Below are 16986 nucleotides of genomic sequence, written 5' to 3'. Positions count from 1 at the left end.
TGCCTTTGCCGGCGAGGTTGCGCGATGGATGACGAGTTCGATGTCTGGCTGGGCACCATGGGCAAACAGCGTCCCATGCGCCATGACATGCGCCGTGCTGTCAACCAGGCCGGAGGATCGGGGCGCTCGGCGAGACGCGCCAAGCCCCGCTTCACCGGCGCCCGGACCGGGCGCGGAAAGATCCCGGGAGGCTTGCTGGCCAGCAGGGTTGGTACTCGCGGAGATCGTGCCCGCCGCGTGATCGTGAAGGCCCGCTTCGTAAAGCTCGCCGGCAAGGGTGCCAAGGCGGCGGCCGCGCACCTGCGATACCTCGAGCGCGACGGCACCACGCGAGAGGGCGAGCGGGGGCATCTCTATGGACCGGATGACGACCATGCCGACGGCAAGGCGTTCCTCGAACGCGGCGCCGGGGACCGCCACCAGTTCCGCTTCATCGTCTCGCCCGAGGACGGCGAGCAGTATGATGACCTGAAGTCGGTGACGCGGCGGCTGATGACACAAATGGAAGCCGACCTCGGGACCAGGCTCGACTGGGTGGCGGTCGATCACTTCAACACCGGCCATCCGCATACCCACATCGTGCTGCGCGGCGCCGACGAGCAGGACAAGAGCCTCGTCATCGCCCGCGACTATATCAGCCAGGGCATCGCCGCACGCGCCTGCGAGATCGTCGAGCGTGATCTTGGCCCGCGCAGCGAGCACGAGATCGCCGCGTCCAGTCAGCGCGAGGTGACGCAGGAACGGTTCACCCGGATCGATCGCCGCCTGCTGCAGGACATCGATGAGAAAGGTCTCGCCTCGGCATGGCATGCCGATCCGGTCGAGCAGGGCCTGCGAGCCGCCCGCCTCTCCACCCTGTCACGGATGGGGCTCGCCACCGAGAAGGGAAAGGGGCTCTACCGTCTCGATCCCGAACTGGAACCGTCGCTGCGCGCCATGGGACGCCGGGGCGACATCATCGCGACCATGCACGAGCAGTTGCGCAGCAGGCCCGAGGTCCGACCGCAGGACTATGCGATCTACGATCGCAGCGAGAACCTGCCCATCGTCGGCAAGGTGCTGGCACGGGGTTTGTCCGATGAGCTTCGCGACCGCCATTACCTGATCGTCGAGGCAACCGATGGTCGCTCGCACTATGTCGATCTCGGCAACGATCTGGCGGACGGGGTCATGAAGGACCGGCTGGTGCAGGTCTCGCCATCCGCCTTCGGCATCCGCAAGGTCGATCGCACCATTGTCGAGGTCGCTGCCGCCAACGGCGGCATGTACAGCGAGCGGCTGCACCTGCAGCACGACCCTTCCGCCAACTACCGTCTTGCCGAAGCGCACGAGCGGCGCCTCGAAGCCCTGCGGCGCGGAGGTGAACTGGCGCCCCGTCGCGTCGATGGCAGCTGGGAGATCGGACCCGACCATCTGGAGAAGGTGGCCCGGTACGAACAGCGGCTGGCGCTGCAGACGCCCGTCGTGGTCGCGGTGCTCGCCGACCGCCCGCTGGAGCAGCTGGCCTTCCACGACGGCCCCACCTGGCTCGACCGCCAGTCCATGGCAACCGAGCCCAGCCGTCTCGATGGGCGCATGGGTGCCGAGGTGAAGCGGGCGCTTCAGTTGCGCCAGCAATGGTTGGTCGAGCAGGGGCTGGCCGAGCTGAACGGCGATACTGTCCGCTACCGCGCCAACATGCTGGCAACCTTGCGTCAGCGCGAGTTGCGCCGGGTTGCGGGACAGCTCTCGCAGGAGCTGGGTCTGAACTTCGCGCCCATGCAAGGCAGCAGTCCCATCGAGGGCACCTACCGCAAGGCGGTGCAGGTAGGGTCGGAGAAGTTCGCCGTCATCGAGAAGTCCAAGGAGTTCACGCTCGTGCCCTGGAGGCCGGTGCTCGAGAAGCATATCGGCAAGCAGGTGTCGGGAGGAATCGAGCCGGGCGGAGCCATCAACTGGCGGTTCGGTCGCCAGCGTTCCGGGCCGGAGATATCCTGATGGCGCCGGACAGGCCCCGAGAGGCACGCGCGGGTATCTATCCTGCCTGCCGGTCATGCGCGCATTCTTGCAGGTATGCAGACGAAAAAGACCCGCCATCAGTTCTATCTTCCCGACCACCTGTCGGCGCGGCTCGATGCGCTGGCCGCGCAGCCGGGATTGTCGAAGACCGCCGTGCTCAGCGACGCGCTCACCGCCTGGTTCGAGCAGCGTGAGGCTGCCGACATCGACGCGCGGTTCGGCAAGGTGCTGGCGCGGCAGGTCGGCGCGGTCGAGCGCATCGAGCGGCAGGTGGACTATCTGACCGAGGTACTCGGGCTGTTTGTGCGCTTCCATCTGACCCAGACCGCGCACCATCCCCCGTTCGACAAGGAGAGCCAGCGGCTCGGCCAAATCCGGTACGAGAAGTTCGTCAGGATCGTGGGGCAGATGGCGGCGCGGCCGGCGCGCGAGGGTGAGGCGAAATCATCCCAGTCCAGCAAGGAGAGCAAGCGATGAATCGCCAGGGACCGCACACCACCGCGGGGCAGGATCGGACCGATGCAATCTCGGTGCGAATTCCGGAGGCCTGCCGGTTGACCGGAATCGGGCGCTCCAAGCTCTATGAGCTGATCGCCGATGGCACCATCGAGGTGGTGAAAGTGGGCGCCATGACTCTTATTCCGTTCGACAGTCTGAAACAGCTGATTGCTGATGCCCGGAAACGGGAAGCGATATGAACATCCATCCCATCCTTCTACGCGGCCTGCTGACTGCGGTTGTGGCGGAAATCACGGCGGAGCAGCGGGAACTACTGTGTTCGGTTGATGGCGGTGTAATGATCGTAGCTGAAGACTACCTCGTGAACCGCATCACATTTGTGATCGCGGCAGTAGAAAGTGACAGCGATTAAGTGATCGCCTTGCTCAACTTTGTCCGAGGTAGGCTGCATTTGTAGCGGAAGCAATGCGCCCATCCCGACCGCTCGAAAGCTAGATCGTCGTGCCCAAGAACGGACGGTCTCTGCCGCCATCATTGAGCCGCAGGAAGGGCGGGGCTGGGACTTTACGCTCGGTCCGCTTCGGAGTGCTGTCGATCAAATAGCGGACATACCTGACTCAGGGCATCGATATCGGCTTGCGCCAACGAAGCTGCCGTTCAGAGCATAACCTGCAAACCCGCCAAGCCGCCTTCCATTCACCAATCTACGCTCTCTCCTGAACGATTACGGAAATAATGGCCTTTGCGGACGCCAAATTTTTGCCGCCCCGTGGCGCCTCGAATAGAGTCCACCGCACTCTAACGTTGCCTGTCGGTTTCAGAGCCCCCCGTCGCAATATTTGAACAGATCTACCGCAAGATGTTGCCATAAAGGGCTTTCTCTAGACTTTGGTTCGTGCCAGTCATTCATTTTTATCCCTACGGCGAGCCTCATAGGTATCAATGTATGACCGATTTTACTGAGGTTACTGATACATCGGCTCCTGCGCCCGGCGCGATTTTCCGCGATGCTTTCCGCTTGCTTTGCATACTCTTTGAAGGAAGCGTGATCGCAGTCGAGGGGGAAAGCGCCGACGGATTCGACCGAATCTTCCATGGCGAGAAAAGAGCACAGGCCTTGGTGTTCTACGTTTGCTATCCTGATTATCTTGCTGATCGCCTGCTTGATTTACACGACGCCGGCGACGTCGGCCTTCTTGATGAGGTCGATAAAATTTTCGCTGCAGACGAGCCCGATGTGCGCTTGGTCAAGATGATCCGATGGCAGCGGGGTGCCTACTTCGATCTGGATAATTCGTTGGCAGTGCTGAGCTACTATGAGCTCATTCAACCCGTCCAGAGAACGCTGCCAAACCTTGGATTTCAGCATGATTACCTGATCAGCCCTAAAGCGGCAGCATTTGTTCAGGACGCAATGGCGGCGCAGCCAGCCCTTGGATGGTACGTCGACCGGGCCCGGCTAGCGATGCGCGTCGCAGGCCAGAAATCGGGACATGCACTCAAGGCAGAGCAATACCGATTCGAAGGCTACGAGGGCACCAATTATAGCGGGGTAATTCCCTCGATCGCTGATCGGGTCAGGAAGCGCTTCGAGCAGACGAAAGCCGAGGGGCAGCAGTGAGCACTGAAGGTGGAATCAATTGGATCAACGAGATCGTCCTTAAATCGAAGGTCGATCGAGACGAGGTCGTCAGAATTCTTGCTGCGCACGGTGTGGAAGAGGATTCAACGCTTCCTCGCAAGCGGTCAGTAACGCTGAAGAAGGTGCTGCTCCGCGGTAAGAAGTATAACGAGGACAAACCCTTTGAATTCCAGTGGGATGATTTGGGCAAAGGCATCTGGAGCTTGTTGACCGATGCCAACAGCAAGGGCAAATCTTCAATCCTCGGACTGATCCGCGGCGCCCTTCGCGGAGACCTTCCCGGCAATCGCTTAAAATCTGATATTTGGGGTTGGCTGAGCGAATTCGAACTCGATTTTCTCATTGACGAGCACCGGCACAGGGTCAGATTGACGAAAATGGTCGGCGCACCGGCAGCGGCAAATGCCGATGTTTCCCTCTCGCGATTTGATGGCGATAGGGAAGTGATCATCAGGCGCGGAGCAAATGACGATGGCTTCGGAAAAGCCATCGACTCTCTGTTCATGGACGAATTGGGTTTTTCTCGAGTGCGGGCCTACCGCTCCAAGGAGGGCGAAGCTGTCGAACATGGCTGGCCCTCGATGTGCGCTTCACTTTTCATTACCGGCCCCAACTCCATTCTATTCGGTGATACGGGCCAAGATGGCGTCAACCTGCGCCTCATCCAACTCTTCATTGGGCTTCCTTGGGTAACGACCTACACCTGTGCCTCGACAAGCCAAAAGGCTGTCGCAGCACGTCTCGCCAAAGAAAACTCCAACAAGGATGATCGAATCACGGGACGCATTAAGGACCATGAGGGCAAGGTCGCTCAACTTGAAGCCAAGCTCAGCGCTGAACCAGATCTGAGTGCCCTTAGGGCCGAACTGCCTCTACTTGATAGGGAATTGGTGCAAAAGCGTCAGGCGGCAGATGCGGCGTCGGCACTCGTCAGTAGCCGAGAAACTCTTTTCGATGACGCTAAATTTGCGCGCGCGGAGGCGCGGCGCAAATTGCTTCAGTCAAAGGATGATGCAGAAGCTAAGCTGGTGTTCAAGAGGCTTAAGCCAACATGCTGCCCCTCCTGCGCGCGCGCATTTGGCAATGACAGGTTTGTGGCAAGCGAAAGCCTAGTCTGTGGGCTCTGTGGAAATGAAGAAGAGGAAAACGGCTCCAGCGAAGCACTGATCAATGGTCTTGAAGCCGATGCTGCTGAGACTCTCAAGGTGCAAAAGGCGGCTCTGAAAGCGCTTGAGGCGGCCAAGGATGCAGCAAAGAATGCTACTGGCGCCGTTGCCACTTTAGTTTCGCAGATCGACGAGGTTCAGGCCAAACTGCACAGAGGCAGCGCATCAGACGACATCAGGCTAGAAATCGCCACCCTGAAGGCGCGAATTGAGGAACTGAAGTTTACCGCTGGCCCAGTCGTAGACCTTGCACCGATCCAGCAGGAACTGGCGGTTCTGAGCGCAGCGGAAAAAGTCACCAAATCATTGTTCAATGATCTCCAGACTGCGATTCTCGACGATGTCTCCAAGGCACTCATGAAATTTTCGACGGCGTTTGGGGTCAAGAACCTGCAAAGTATGGCCCTGAATGGAGCAGGTCAGATCAAGATCGAGCAGGGCGGGCAGACGACATCTTTCATGAAGCTCAACCCAGGCGAAAATCTTCGCGTGAGGATCGCAGCAGCTCTGGCTGTGCTTGATGTCGCTGAACGCCGGGGGCACGGCCGGCATCCCGGATTAATCATCCTTGACTCCCCAGCAGCGCAGGAAATGTCTAGCCAGGATTTTGCTGCGCTTGTCGAAAGCGTTGTCGCTGCCGTCGACGAGTTTCCGAATGTCCAAATTCTCATCGGAGCCGTGAATCGGGAAGAGCTTCTGAGTCACGTTCCTGTTGAACGCCGTCGTCATGCGGCGGGAGAAACTCCTCTGTTCTAAGGCGGGTTGATGGACCAGCTTGCTAAACAACTCATTGAACTGACCGATCAAGGCCGGGTCGTGTCGTTCCATGGCCGTTCGGAGCCAGAGGTGAACGTGGCAATCGACGACTTGGCCAATCACCCTTTCGGACCCGACGTTTTTGTAGGGCTGTGCCGCTCGGGCGATGCTGACGATTTGGATGCGGCTCTCAAAATTGTTGACCGAACCTCCAATCCGGCGGTGATGGGGGAGATTGTTCGCGAGTGTGTCGCCGTACTTCCTTTAACATCTGCCATTTCCGAGCGATTGCATGAGATCATGATCCGGCGCTCTGCTGACCGCAATGGGCATTGGAGCTTGCGCAGCCAAGCACTGCTCGGAGCTTCCCTCCTATCCCGATCGAAGCCAGTTTTGGGTTACAAATTGGTGGTCAGCCTTTTGGGTGCAGCAACTGACGATGACGCCCACTATCTCAAATATGTGGCCAAAATCGCCGGGGTGACTAACGCCGCTCTGACGGTCCCCGACCTCCAGGCAATGCTTGTACGACTGTCCGAATGTCCCACCAGCAGAAACGAGGCTGTCATGGAGCTCGGCCTCATCGAGTTAAAGAAAGGGCTTGAAAGTCGGGAGCGCGATGCAGCCATTGTTGCGTTTACGAAGGCCCGGGATTTTTTCGTGGCGGCTTGCGTTTCATCGGAATTACGTGTCGATGCCCAATTGTATAGGCTCAGTTTGGATTTGCTGCTTAATTTCCAAGACGGCCGCCGATCTGGCCCGGCGGGCGCAGAGGTGGAGAAGATTTGCCAGGCGGCCTTCGAGTATTGCGCCCACGCGACTCCCGCTGATTCCCGCGTTGAACATACTTGGCTGACCGATCGCGCCGGTGAGGCGATGGGCTGGTCAACACTCGCATTGAGACTCAAATTGCTGGAACAGAGTTTGGGCGAAACTCTCTGGCTCGAAGCGGCTGTTGTCATCGAACGACAGCTCCTTGTCTGCTATTCTGCAAGTCGCTCAATCCTGAGGCGTAATGAAGACGGCGGCCTAGAGGAGATTCTTCGTCCACCCATTTCTGACGCCATTCAGGAAGAACAGGCTAGACTTCAGGCCCTTGACCTATGGATCGATAGATACGCCGGTAGTGAGATGATCTTGGACGCCAAGACGCTTCGGCGGGAAGCTTCTTCCGCGAGAGAGGCTGCCGTCCTACGAAACCCTATAGAGGCGACGTCCACTGACCCGGTCGCCGCCATCCTGCGAGAGGGGCTGGTCACCCCTTCAGGTCGGTCTGCGGCCCTCGAGGAGGTAGCTGCTGGAGTCAGTCAGGTTATCGTGACCTCTACACCGTTGGTGGTAAGGCGGAAGCTGGATGAGATGGCTTGTGCGCTTCAAACCAATCCTGATTTCAGTGAAAATCAAAATGCTCGGGCGCTCTTTTTCAGCATCCTTTTCCGAACTTTGGCCTGGCAATACGAGATCGAGAACGCCGAGCGAGGTAAACGGCCATTCTCAGACTACCTCTTTAGTTCAAACGCGATCGAGGCAGATCTACAACGTGACTATCTGGCCACTGTGCAGGCAGGTTCAGGCGGTGGCGGCGTAAGATCAGAAGCACGAGCGATTGCTCATGGCCGCGCAGACGTTGCCTTTGATATGGGGCTCATAACGATTGTCGCAGAGCTCAAGAAGAGTAATCGTGCCCGCACGCTTGAGGAGCTTCTCGACCATTTCGGCCTCCAAGCGACAGCCTATCAGCGCTCAAATGTACGGCTCGGCTTACTCATTGTTCTGGACCTCACGGATCGTGGCGGCACGGGAGAGCATTTCGACGTCTCGTCGCAAATTCTAGAAAAAGTGCCTCAGGGCACGAGCACGGCCTATTCGATCGCAGTAGTTCGTATTCAAGGCCGCAAGCGCACCCCCTCTGCTGTCAAAAAGCAAAGGGTCAGAAACAGCAATACATTGCGCGAAAAGTAGGTGTTGGCGACAGCGATCGATGGGGCCGCCGTCGGTGACCGCGTATCTTGGTCGGCAGCTGCCGGAATAACAGAGCGTCAGCATCTGAGGATCAAAAATCGGATGCTGAGCGGCCGGAAAGCGTAGCCGCAAGCGTCCTAGCCGACTTTCCTCTAGATTCCGCCGACATATAGGACATTGCAGTTCAAATTTTCCTCTTTCCATCGCTGACATACGTTCAGTACCCTTGGGCATCCCGATACACCTTGATCCACCCACTTCACTATGACAGAAATGGAGGGGCAGCCGAGGCAGGGAGCCTAGGGGGCTGCTTAAATCCCGAACTCCCTAGCTGGTCTTTTTCACGGTGTTCGGCTCATCAAGGGGCCCGTGATAGATTGTGAGGTTGCTGATGAAGCTTTCCCTCGCCATCGAAACCAGCGAGCCGGGTGGAAAGTCGTTCCGCCTCTCGATCGGGATCGTGATCCCAATCGTGGTGCTGGCGATGGCTTTTACCTGGTTCCTGTGATGGGGCTTGGGGCGTTCTTTGACAGAACGCCCCATTCTACACGAAAGCCCAGCCCAACTGCAACTGCACTGCCAGCGTCACTGCTGGTGAACGGCCTGCCAACAATTTCCTGTCCGATGGTTGTCGAGCATGCAGCCCAAGTCGTTACCAACTTCGGCGCTCCGCCGACTGATCCTCTTGCACGGCCTCGAGTTCGTACCTTTCAGCAATTCGTTCCAGGACCGCGCGAATTCGCGGCCAATGAATTCCAGCGTCCTTCGCATCCTTCCGATAGCGCTGCACGAGCGCGCGTTCTTGCGCGCCGCCGTCTCCGGGCATGCGCACCGTTACGCCACGCCGATTGTAAACTCCGTACTCGAAACCGACTTCCATTTCGCGGCTCCGAAAGACCTCAAACATTTCCCGCACGGGTTCTGGTGGCCAAGCCCCTTCATCCTGGCGTGATACGCCTGCCAACAGGCGTCCGATGCTCCAGTCGGTCATGTCCGCCCGGCCGACTGCAGCCGCCTTAATCCTAGCAGCCTTGATCCATGCTTCCAGCTTCGCTGCATCGATGACGCCGTTGTCGTCGGTGCCGGGGACATGGGAAAACTCGTCCAACACGCGATAGGCTTGACTGACCGCTGCTTCCATCCTTGCAGGAGTGCGCGGCTCTACTATGCCGCTTTCCGGCTCCGGCAAATAGATGAGCTGTATCAACTGCATAAAGAATTCAGGGTTGCTGGAAAGTGCTCGTTCCACACGCCGCGGCCGATAATCGCTGTGCTCCAGCACCGAATGATAAGCCCATTCCAAGGCAACCATCTGGCTGTCCTCAACGTCCCCGCAACTGTCGAGATACTTGAATATCTCTCCTATTCGGTCGCAGGCAAACATACCTTCCTCATGGTCTTGAAGGTCTATCGAAACGCCCCGATCGAGCAGGTCGATCAAGCGCTCGGTGGGAAGCACCTCACCCGCTTCGATCCGAATGCTTGCCAGATCAATCGCACTGCCAAGCCGAGCGTTCTCCAGCAACCGATTGATCGCGGTCAGTGCTGGAACTTCCCTGTCGATGGCGTGGATGCTCATGGCCTTCCAGTAGACTTTTCCGAGATCGCCGCCGGCTGCGTCAATCAACGCCCAGGAATCGGGCTGTGCCGGAAGTGCGAGCGCCAGACGGATGAGATGGCGCTGGGTTGCCTGAGACTTGACTGCCGTGTTGAAGCGCGCGGTGACAGCACCCGGCTCATGGTGATGCAGACAACCCAGCAATATGCGCGCCAGATCGTCGGCATGACCATGGTCTGCGTCCAAAACTGACGAGAGGATATCGTCGAATGTCTGCGCGCCAAGCCCTGCCCGCTCAATGGCTTCGCCGACTGCGAAAGTCTGCCGGACGCCGAGCGCGAATGTAATCAGCGCGGGGATGCCGAGTTGGTCGGCGATCTCTTGGATCGCAGCTGACTGCGATGCGGCCTCCTGCGTTTTGGCCTCCCGCCAAGAGAGCCCCTTCGGATGATACCCTCGGCCGCTGTCGAACAGCCAGGCATGGCGAATAGCAGGATCGCTCGGTTCGAAATGCGACACCAGGGCCTCAAGCGCTTCCACTTCGATGATCGGCATGGCCCAATCCGCATCGGAAAAGGACCGGTGCACTGCTGCCAGTTCGCGAATCTTTTCGCGCACAGCGTTACGGCGGGAAATATCAGCGCTGCGCTCCAACAAGGCCTTTAATTTTTCCAGTGCGCTGGATCGCCACACGCTATCGAAATTCGCCCAGTGCTCGGTCAGTTCAGACCAGCGATCCAGATCATCGCCGGCGGCAATGAGCAGAGCTTCGCCGATCCACCGGTGAGCATCATAGACAAGCGGCCAAGTTAGGACCTCGCGCTGGTCAGGCGCGCAATCACGCCATGTGGGCTTGACGGTAGGCATCGACATTCCATGCCCAGTGGGAGCAATCGCCCGCAAAAGCCGCCAGCCCACGGCCGGAAAGCGCCTGACCAGGCCAAGGACCACATCGCGCCGCTCGCTCGCCGTGGCAAAAGTCTGCGGTGTCCAGGGCATGAATATCCGCTGCAGCGAGGTTAGAGGCCGGTTCAGCGACCGGCCTTCGTGCGACATCGCATCCAGATCGGCCAAGAGCTGCGCCGCCTCGCTTAAATAGAGTGGATCCCAGGCAAGGAGCTCCAACGCCCATAGCAAATCGTAGTGATACTCACGCGGCGATATTCCCTCTTCCACGCATTCGAAAAGTGGTCTCAAGGGACAGTCGGCGCGTTGGTACGCCTCATCGAGCAGTTCAAGGAATGTCGCCGGGGCTGCCTCGGCCAACAGGCGAAAATCCGACCGAAGAGACCACCAGAGGCGGTGCGTCCCCCCGCTCAAGAGCTTGCGCAATGCGGATGATGTATAGCTCGTGAGGAGGCCCACTTGCTGAGCAGATGTCGGGAAAGCCCCCATCGCCACCAAGGCTTCGCTCAACCCGTGACGCACATAACCGGAGATGGGTGCTTCATCGGGCTTGGGGACGCGGTAAATGAAGTTTGCATCGAGACGCGTATCGAAGTCCCCGGCCTCGCCGGACATCACCTTGAGAAAGAGCTCATTGTGCCGCTCAATGTCCGCTCTTGTCAGATGGGGCGCCAGCACCAGCCAAGCATCACGCAGCGACGCCAGCTTCCAGACCTCACCCGACCGGCGCAACGGCCCGTCGAAGGAAGCCAGTGCAGCAAACTCCGCAGCCAGATCTTCATAGGGCAAGCCAGCCATTTCTGAAACGATCGCTCGGTCGGCAGGTCGATCATCGCACCAGGCGCCGACCATCAGAGCTGCGACCATCGCGCGCGTGGGCTTGGCCCAAGCCGGGGATCGGCCCGGCTCGCCGTGCATGATCCGGCGAAGAACTGTCAGGCTGCCGGCCGCCTGAGCCGCATATGCATGCGCCTTATCCCCCGGAACATCGATATCGATAAGTGCACGTTCGATGTCATAGCGATTTAGCCGCGGCAGTCGTCTCACGCCTGCCGGCAAGCCCAGATCCGACCCAAAGGTGAGGAAAACATGGTGTCCGTCATCTGCCAATCGTTGCGCCAGGCCGCGTTCGCCGGCGTTCATGACGACGACCAGCTTGGCCCCGATCCCGACGAGATCGCGAGCGATCTCGTCTGTTTCCGCCACCACACACCGCGTCAGCCAGAAACTGCGGTGCGGTTCGGGCAACGGATCGATTGCCCCGTAAAGGAATGACATCGCCTCATCAGCGGCTTCGGCTTGGACCGGATACACCGATGCCGGCCCACGCAACCATCGCAGCGTCTCCACAGCCTCGTTATCACGGCCGATCAAAAGCAGGTTGGCCGGTAGACGCGGACGCGTGACCCGGGACCATTCCTCGAAGACAGTCCGCAGCTCTCGCAGTCCCTTGGGCCGACGCCCCAGCCGGTCAGCCCAGCGCAGGCCGACATCGGGGGTTGTTTCGAGCCAATGCACTAGGTCGTTGACGTCGAGGGCCACGACGCCGGCCCAGTCCCCCTTCTTTTGCTGCTCCTTTGCCCACTTATCCTTGTCCGACCAGCGATGCGGCGTGACGAAAACGAACGTGGTGTCCGCTCTATTGACGGCACCAGGTTCATTCGTGCGCTTGTCGTAGTCTCCCTGGGCCTTTTGACGGATCCGAGTTCGCTGGCTCCCGAACTCCCAAACCGAAGTTCCGGCAGGAACGATACCGATCGCATGATTTACCGTGCAGCGGCCATCGTACCCACCATATTGCACACTGTCGCCGGATGGCATGTGGATATGCGCCGCCGGACCATAACACGACAGGATCAAATCGCTGATGAGCTGAGGCAGGTCAGATTGCCCCCCTGTCCGACGTTCGGCCCACTGGGCGATAGTCGTCGCATCGAACCAGCGCATTGGCGCGCCCGGGCCCGGTGGCGCAATTGTCGGGGCCAGCTTGGCTCCATCTACTGCTCCGCCCGCGAGAAAAGTAATCCCCTGAGCTTCAAATGCCGTTTCAATTGCGTGAGCGTTGGCAGAAGTCGGAGTCCGTGCGTTGCGCTCGAAGTCTGCCACCGTCGAAACCGCCACATTCGCTGCCTTAGCCAAGTCTTGTTGCGACCAGGCGAGCAGCGCACGAGCGGCGCGAGCTTGCGAAGGGGATATGTGCAAAGTCATATTAACCCTATGACCTATGAAATAATATGACGTCAGTATTTCAGTAATTTCTGGATTTGCAAGATAGCCAACGACGACCAAGCTTTGCCCTCGAACGCACGGCAGCAGGCGCGGCGGTGCTCTTCGATACTTCATTCCCGGTGCCCGATTGCCAGGCCCCGCTCTGTCCGCCTTTCGGCACGACGCCCAACGATCGCCATAGACTGCTGCTGCCTGCAAAAACTACTTCGCGAGGGGCACGCGTCCAGTGGATAGCCAACGCTACCTGCGGAGCGACGGTTAAGCGGAAACAATACGGCCGATCCAACATCGCTGCCGCACTAGATTTTCAAGCATGGCGGCCTGAACATAACGCGTGTCGGACGTTTCCACGCTTGATAGGAGCCGTTCGTGGCTGTTTAACGTAGCTACTTCAAGATCCTGCTCCCAAGGTAAGACGCTAAGACCTGAACGAACGGCAGTTCAAACACCATCGGTCCGCGAAAGTAGACCTTCCGGCTCATCCGACTTTTCCGACGTACGCGACCCTACCGCACGCCCCAACGCCATGTCCGCTTTTGAGAAGGCTAAAAGTGGTCTTGAGTGGCCGCAAAGGGTCGACCGTGGAATCAGGACTGGCCCGCTATCGCTATAGCAGAAAGGTCCGCAGTGGAGTCGATAGGGACACCAGCCTCCTTCCGTTCAGAGTATCGGTCAACGAGCTGCGCCGCGTGCGGCCGCATCAGCACTGTGAAGCGCACCAGTTCCTCCATCACATCGACGATGCGGTCGTAATAGCTCGACGCCCGCATCCGACCGCCTTCGTCGAACTCCTGGTAGGCCATCGCCACCGAGGACTGATTAGGAATCGTGAACATCCGCATCCAGCGGCCCAGCAGGCGGAGCGAGTTGACGGCATTGAAAGACTGCGAGCCGCCCGACACCTGCATGACCGCAAGCGTTCGCCCCTGCGTCGGCCGCATCCCGCGCATCTGAAGCGGGAGATGGTCAATCTGCGTCTTCATGATGCCACTGATCTGGCCATGCCGCTCCGGGCTGCACCAGACCATGCCTTCCGACCATAGCGCGTGCTCGCGTAGTTCATGAACGGCAGGATGATCGTCTCCGGCTACCTGATCGGGCAGCGGCAGGTCGCTGGGATCGAAGATTCGTGTCTCGGCGCCGAAGAACTGCAGCAGGCGGGCCGCCTCTTCCACGGCGAGGCGCGAGAAAGAGCGTTCCCGCAGCGAGCCGTAGAGCAGCAGGATGCGCGGAGCCGGTTGATCCGCGCCAAGACCCACGGCGGGACGAGCCAGCGCGAAAGTCTTGTCCAGGGCTGGAAGATAATCAGGGTCAACGAGTTCACGCAGTCTCACGCGGAAATACCTTTCTCGTACCAGGGGCGGGTCCGCTTCACCAAGGCGACGATCGACAGCATCACCGGCACTTCTACCAGTACGCCCACGACCGTCGCCAGCGCGGCGCCGGAACTGAGGCCAAAGAGGCTGATGGCAGCGGCCACAGCCAGTTCGAAGAAGTTGGAGGCACCGATCAGCGCCGAAGGGCCTGCGACGCACCATGCCACACCGAAACGACGGCTGAGCCAATAGGCGATGCCGGCATTAAGATAGACCTGAAACAGGATCGGCACGGCAATCAACGCGATCACCAATGGCTGCCGGATAATCTGTTCGCCCTGAAAGCCGAACAGCAGCACCAGCGTCAGCAACAGGCTGGCAAGGCTGATCGGACCGATGGCGGACAGGAAACGCTGAAGCCCCTTCTCGCCGCCGCGAAGGAGCGCGCGGCGGAGCAGTTGCGAGATGAGCACCGGGACGACGATGTAGAGGCCCACCGACAGCCCCAGCGTGTTCCACGGCACGGTGATCGATGCTACACCCAGCAGCAGGCCTACGAGCGGCGCGAAGGCAAAGACCATGATCAGGTCGTTCAGCGCCACCTGGCTCAAGGTGTAGTTCGGGTCGCCCTCGACGATATTGGACCAGACGAAGACCATCGCGGTGCAAGGTGCTGCAGCAAGAAGGATCAGCCCGGCAATGTAGGACGACGATGCGCCTTCAGGCAGCATCGGGGCGAACAGATAGCCGAGGAAAAACGTACCAAACAGTGACATCGAAAATGGCTTGATCGCCCAGTTCACTACGACGGTGACGCCGATGCCGCGCCAGTGCTGCCGAAGGCTATGGAGCGCGCCGAAATCGACCCGCAGCAGCATCGGAATGATCATCAGCCAGATCAGGCCCGCCACCACGATGTTGACGTTGGCGAACTCCAGCGCTGCGATCGCCTCGAAGGCGCCGGGGAGCAAGTGGCCGAGACCGATCCCGACAACGATGCACAGGGCCACCCAGAGCGAGAGATAGCGCTCGAAAAGCGACATGGTCGTCAACCCTTCCCGGAAGGGACAGGCGCGGTCCCGGTGCCACCGCCCAAGGCGATCTGCATGTAGACCGTGTCGAGCCAGCGGCCAGCCTTCCAGCCCATCCCGGTCAAGCGTCCAGCGTGTTCAAAACCGCAGGAACCGTGGAGGGCTACCGAGGCAGGTTCCGCCCCGCCGATGACCGCAACCATGCGGCGGAACCCGCGAGCCTCGCAGGCTTCCAGCAGGGTCTTGAGCAGAAGTTTGCCGATGCCGCCACCGCGCCGGTCGTGCGCCACGTAGATGCTGTTCTCGCAGGCATAGGCGTAGGCGGGGCGGTCCCGGAACTGCGTGGCGTAGGCATAGCCGACCACTTGATCGGCATCGCAGGCGACGAGGAACGGCCAATTCCGGTCAGTCACCGTCAAGATCTTCTCGGCGGTCTCGTCCTCGGTCGGTGGTACGACTTCGTAGGTCGCCGTGCCGTGAAGAACGTGATGCGCATAGATGGCGGCGATGGCCTCGGCATCGCCGATTGTTGCGCTACGAACCGAAAGGGTCACCGCCGGGTCGCTTCCACGACTTCGCCGTCTTCCTTGACGAAAGTGCCGCGCTGCTCAGTGGGCAAGAGATCCAGCACTTTTTCGGAAGGGCGGCAGAGCTTCACGCCCAGCGGCGACACCACAAGCGGCCGGTTGATGAGGATGGGATGCTCCATCATCGCGTCGATCAAGGCCTCGTCCGTCAAGGTCTCGTCGCCGAGGCCCAGTTCGGCATAAGGCGTACCGTTCTCACGCAGCAGAGCGCGTGGCGTGATGGCGGCCCGCGCGATCAGTTCCATCAGCAGCGCGCGACTTGGCGGCGTCTTCAGGTACTCGACGACATGAGGCTCGATGCCCGCATTGCGGATCATGGCCAGGGCATTACGAGACGTCCCGCAAAGCGGGTTATGGTAGATCACGATATCGGTCATTGTTGCCTCTTCAGCAGCAGGTAAGTTCGGCCAGAAGCGGCTCGCACAGTTCGGCGCGCCCCTGGCAGCAATCCTTGGCCAGATAGACCATCAGTCCGCGCAGCACGTCGAGGTTGGCACGCTGAATCTGTTGGCGGCCACGCTTCTCGGAAAGCACCAGTCCGGCCTTAGCCATCACGGCCAGATGCGTCGAAAACGTGCTCTGGGTCAGCCCCGATGCATCTACCAATTCGCCGGTCGACAGGCCATCAGGCTCATGTCGGATCAACAGTCGGAACGCATCGAGCCGCGTAGGATGGCCGAGAGCGGAGAGTGTCGAGAGTGCATCGCTGGTGTCCATGCATCGTAATTATCCGATGCAAGTAAATCAGTCAACAAGCCATCGATAATTCCCGATGCTTTAATCGTCAGGCTGAAGGGCAGCTTGGGACCAATTGCGAAATGGAAGCTGGCATTCCGAGATTGGCTTGACGCGCGGTTGGAACGGAAAACCTGACCGTCTGCTCCTGGGGATCAAAAATCGCCCCTTGAACGGCTAGTTTGGGTCGGTCTAGTCCGAACGGCTTAGTCCGCAAGGCTAGCGATACCGCCATTAGCTAGTCGGGAACGGCGGGGATTGATAGATAAGCGGCGGGACGCGCGCTCCGGGTGTTCCGATTACCACATGCTCATAGATTGACGCGGCGATCGGACCGCGGCCCAATGTCTCAGTGGCCAGTTGTAAAAGCAGGATTGAAGCAAGGCCCAGCCACCACGCGGGATGCACCTTCCCGTAGCGGCGTTTGTCTCGCACAATGCCCGCCACCGGAAATGCGATCATACCAATGAAGACTGCCGTCAGCATCGAATACATCAGCAATGGGGCGGGCAGCAGCCTTCCAAATGAAGGGCCCATGATAGCTGCCATCCCGCATATGATCAGGCGTGGATGCCACTCGCGATCGCGCCGCTTTACCACGCCACCGATCAAAAGAGACGCGAACAGCATTCGTCCCGCAT

At 59.5% G+C, this 16986-nt stretch carries 14 protein-coding genes; 7 read left to right on the top strand and 7 right to left on the bottom strand.

Going from position 1 to position 16986, the window contains the following annotated elements:
* Positions 1-24 precede the first annotated feature (24 nt).
* The 7 genes from rlxS to LO787_RS12750 all read left to right on the top strand — a co-directional run bounded on the left by rlxS (position 25) and on the right by LO787_RS12750 (position 7983).
* Positions 25-1977: a relaxase/mobilization nuclease RlxS gene (gene rlxS, locus LO787_RS12780; protein WP_232496206.1), complete on the top strand. Its 1953-nt coding sequence runs from the start codon at positions 25-27 to the stop codon at positions 1975-1977.
* A gap of 75 nt (positions 1978-2052) precedes the next feature.
* Complete coding sequence (locus LO787_RS12775; RefSeq protein ID WP_232496205.1) at positions 2053-2475, top strand: ribbon-helix-helix domain-containing protein; 423 nt, start codon at positions 2053-2055, stop codon at positions 2473-2475.
* Positions 2472-2696, top strand: coding sequence for a helix-turn-helix domain-containing protein (locus LO787_RS12770; RefSeq protein WP_232496204.1), 225 nt, complete (start codon positions 2472-2474; stop codon positions 2694-2696). Before LO787_RS12775 ends, LO787_RS12770 begins: the two co-directional genes overlap by 4 nt.
* A complete protein-coding gene (locus LO787_RS12765) occupies positions 2693-2869 on the top strand; it encodes a hypothetical protein (RefSeq protein ID WP_232496203.1) in 177 nt (58 codons plus the stop codon). Before LO787_RS12770 ends, LO787_RS12765 begins: the two co-directional genes overlap by 4 nt.
* Positions 2870-3403: 534 nt before the next feature.
* Complete coding sequence (locus tag LO787_RS12760) at positions 3404-4078, top strand: hypothetical protein (protein WP_232496202.1); 675 nt, start codon at positions 3404-3406, stop codon at positions 4076-4078.
* Positions 4075-6021, top strand: coding sequence for a hypothetical protein (locus LO787_RS12755; RefSeq protein WP_232496201.1), 1947 nt, complete (start codon positions 4075-4077; stop codon positions 6019-6021). Before LO787_RS12760 ends, LO787_RS12755 begins: the two co-directional genes overlap by 4 nt.
* A 9-nt stretch (positions 6022-6030) precedes the next feature.
* Entirely contained in the window at positions 6031-7983 is a 1953-nt protein-coding gene (locus LO787_RS12750) for a hypothetical protein (protein ID WP_232496200.1), read from the top strand.
* A gap of 652 nt (positions 7984-8635) precedes the next feature.
* Here the strand turns inward: LO787_RS12750 and LO787_RS12745 are convergent.
* From LO787_RS12745 to LO787_RS12715, 7 genes are all read right to left on the bottom strand, one after another.
* A complete protein-coding gene (locus LO787_RS12745; RefSeq protein ID WP_232496199.1) occupies positions 8636-12586 on the bottom strand; it encodes a hypothetical protein in 3951 nt (1316 codons plus the stop codon).
* Positions 12587-13263: 677 nt separating this feature from the next.
* Complete coding sequence (arsH, locus tag LO787_RS12740; RefSeq protein WP_276574183.1) at positions 13264-14010, bottom strand: arsenical resistance protein ArsH; 747 nt, start codon at positions 14008-14010, stop codon at positions 13264-13266.
* Entirely contained in the window at positions 14007-15035 is a 1029-nt protein-coding gene (arsB, locus tag LO787_RS12735; RefSeq protein WP_232496198.1) for an ACR3 family arsenite efflux transporter, read from the bottom strand. The genes arsH and arsB overlap by 4 nt, the downstream gene beginning before the upstream one ends.
* A 5-nt stretch (positions 15036-15040) precedes the next feature.
* Positions 15041-15577: a GNAT family N-acetyltransferase gene (locus LO787_RS12730; RefSeq protein ID WP_232496197.1), complete on the bottom strand. Its 537-nt coding sequence runs from the start codon at positions 15575-15577 to the stop codon at positions 15041-15043.
* On the bottom strand, positions 15574-15987 hold the full coding sequence (gene arsC / locus LO787_RS12725) for an arsenate reductase (glutaredoxin) (protein WP_232496196.1): 414 nt from the start codon (positions 15985-15987) through the stop codon (positions 15574-15576). Before arsC ends, LO787_RS12730 begins: the two co-directional genes overlap by 4 nt.
* A gap of 10 nt (positions 15988-15997) precedes the next feature.
* Positions 15998-16327 carry an ArsR/SmtB family transcription factor gene (locus LO787_RS12720; RefSeq protein ID WP_232496195.1) on the bottom strand — a complete coding sequence of 110 codons (330 nt, stop codon included), beginning with the start codon at positions 16325-16327 and terminating at the stop codon, positions 15998-16000.
* Between the two features lie 252 nt (positions 16328-16579).
* A complete protein-coding gene (locus LO787_RS12715; protein ID WP_232496194.1) occupies positions 16580-16975 on the bottom strand; it encodes a hypothetical protein in 396 nt (131 codons plus the stop codon).
* Positions 16976-16986: the final 11 nt, after the last annotated feature.

Source organism: Novosphingobium kaempferiae (genome assembly GCF_021227995.1).
Classification (GTDB): domain Bacteria; phylum Pseudomonadota; class Alphaproteobacteria; order Sphingomonadales; family Sphingomonadaceae; genus Novosphingobium; species Novosphingobium kaempferiae.
This window is presented reverse-complemented; position numbering and strand designations above follow the sequence as displayed.

Bases quoted from the DNA above. Each gene is read 5' to 3' on its own strand.
- rlxS (WP_232496206.1), top strand. From the start codon at position 25: ATGGATGACGAGTTCGATGTCTGGCTGGGCACCATGGGCAAACAGCGT.
- LO787_RS12775 (WP_232496205.1), top strand. From the start codon at position 2,053: ATGCAGACGAAAAAGACCCGCCATCAGTTCTATCTTCCCGACCACCTG.
- LO787_RS12770 (WP_232496204.1), top strand. From the start codon at position 2,472: ATGAATCGCCAGGGACCGCACACCACCGCGGGGCAGGATCGGACCGAT.
- LO787_RS12765 (WP_232496203.1), top strand. From the start codon at position 2,693: ATGAACATCCATCCCATCCTTCTACGCGGCCTGCTGACTGCGGTTGTG.
- LO787_RS12760 (WP_232496202.1), top strand. From the start codon at position 3,404: ATGACCGATTTTACTGAGGTTACTGATACATCGGCTCCTGCGCCCGGC.
- LO787_RS12750 (WP_232496200.1), top strand. From the start codon at position 6,031: ATGGACCAGCTTGCTAAACAACTCATTGAACTGACCGATCAAGGCCGG.
- arsB (WP_232496198.1), bottom strand. From the start codon at position 15,035: ATGTCGCTTTTCGAGCGCTATCTCTCGCTCTGGGTGGCCCTGTGCATC.
- arsC (WP_232496196.1), bottom strand. From the start codon at position 15,987: ATGACCGATATCGTGATCTACCATAACCCGCTTTGCGGGACGTCTCGT.
- LO787_RS12720 (WP_232496195.1), bottom strand. From the start codon at position 16,327: ATGGACACCAGCGATGCACTCTCGACACTCTCCGCTCTCGGCCATCCT.
- LO787_RS12715 (WP_232496194.1), bottom strand. From the start codon at position 16,975: ATGCTGTTCGCGTCTCTTTTGATCGGTGGCGTGGTAAAGCGGCGCGAT.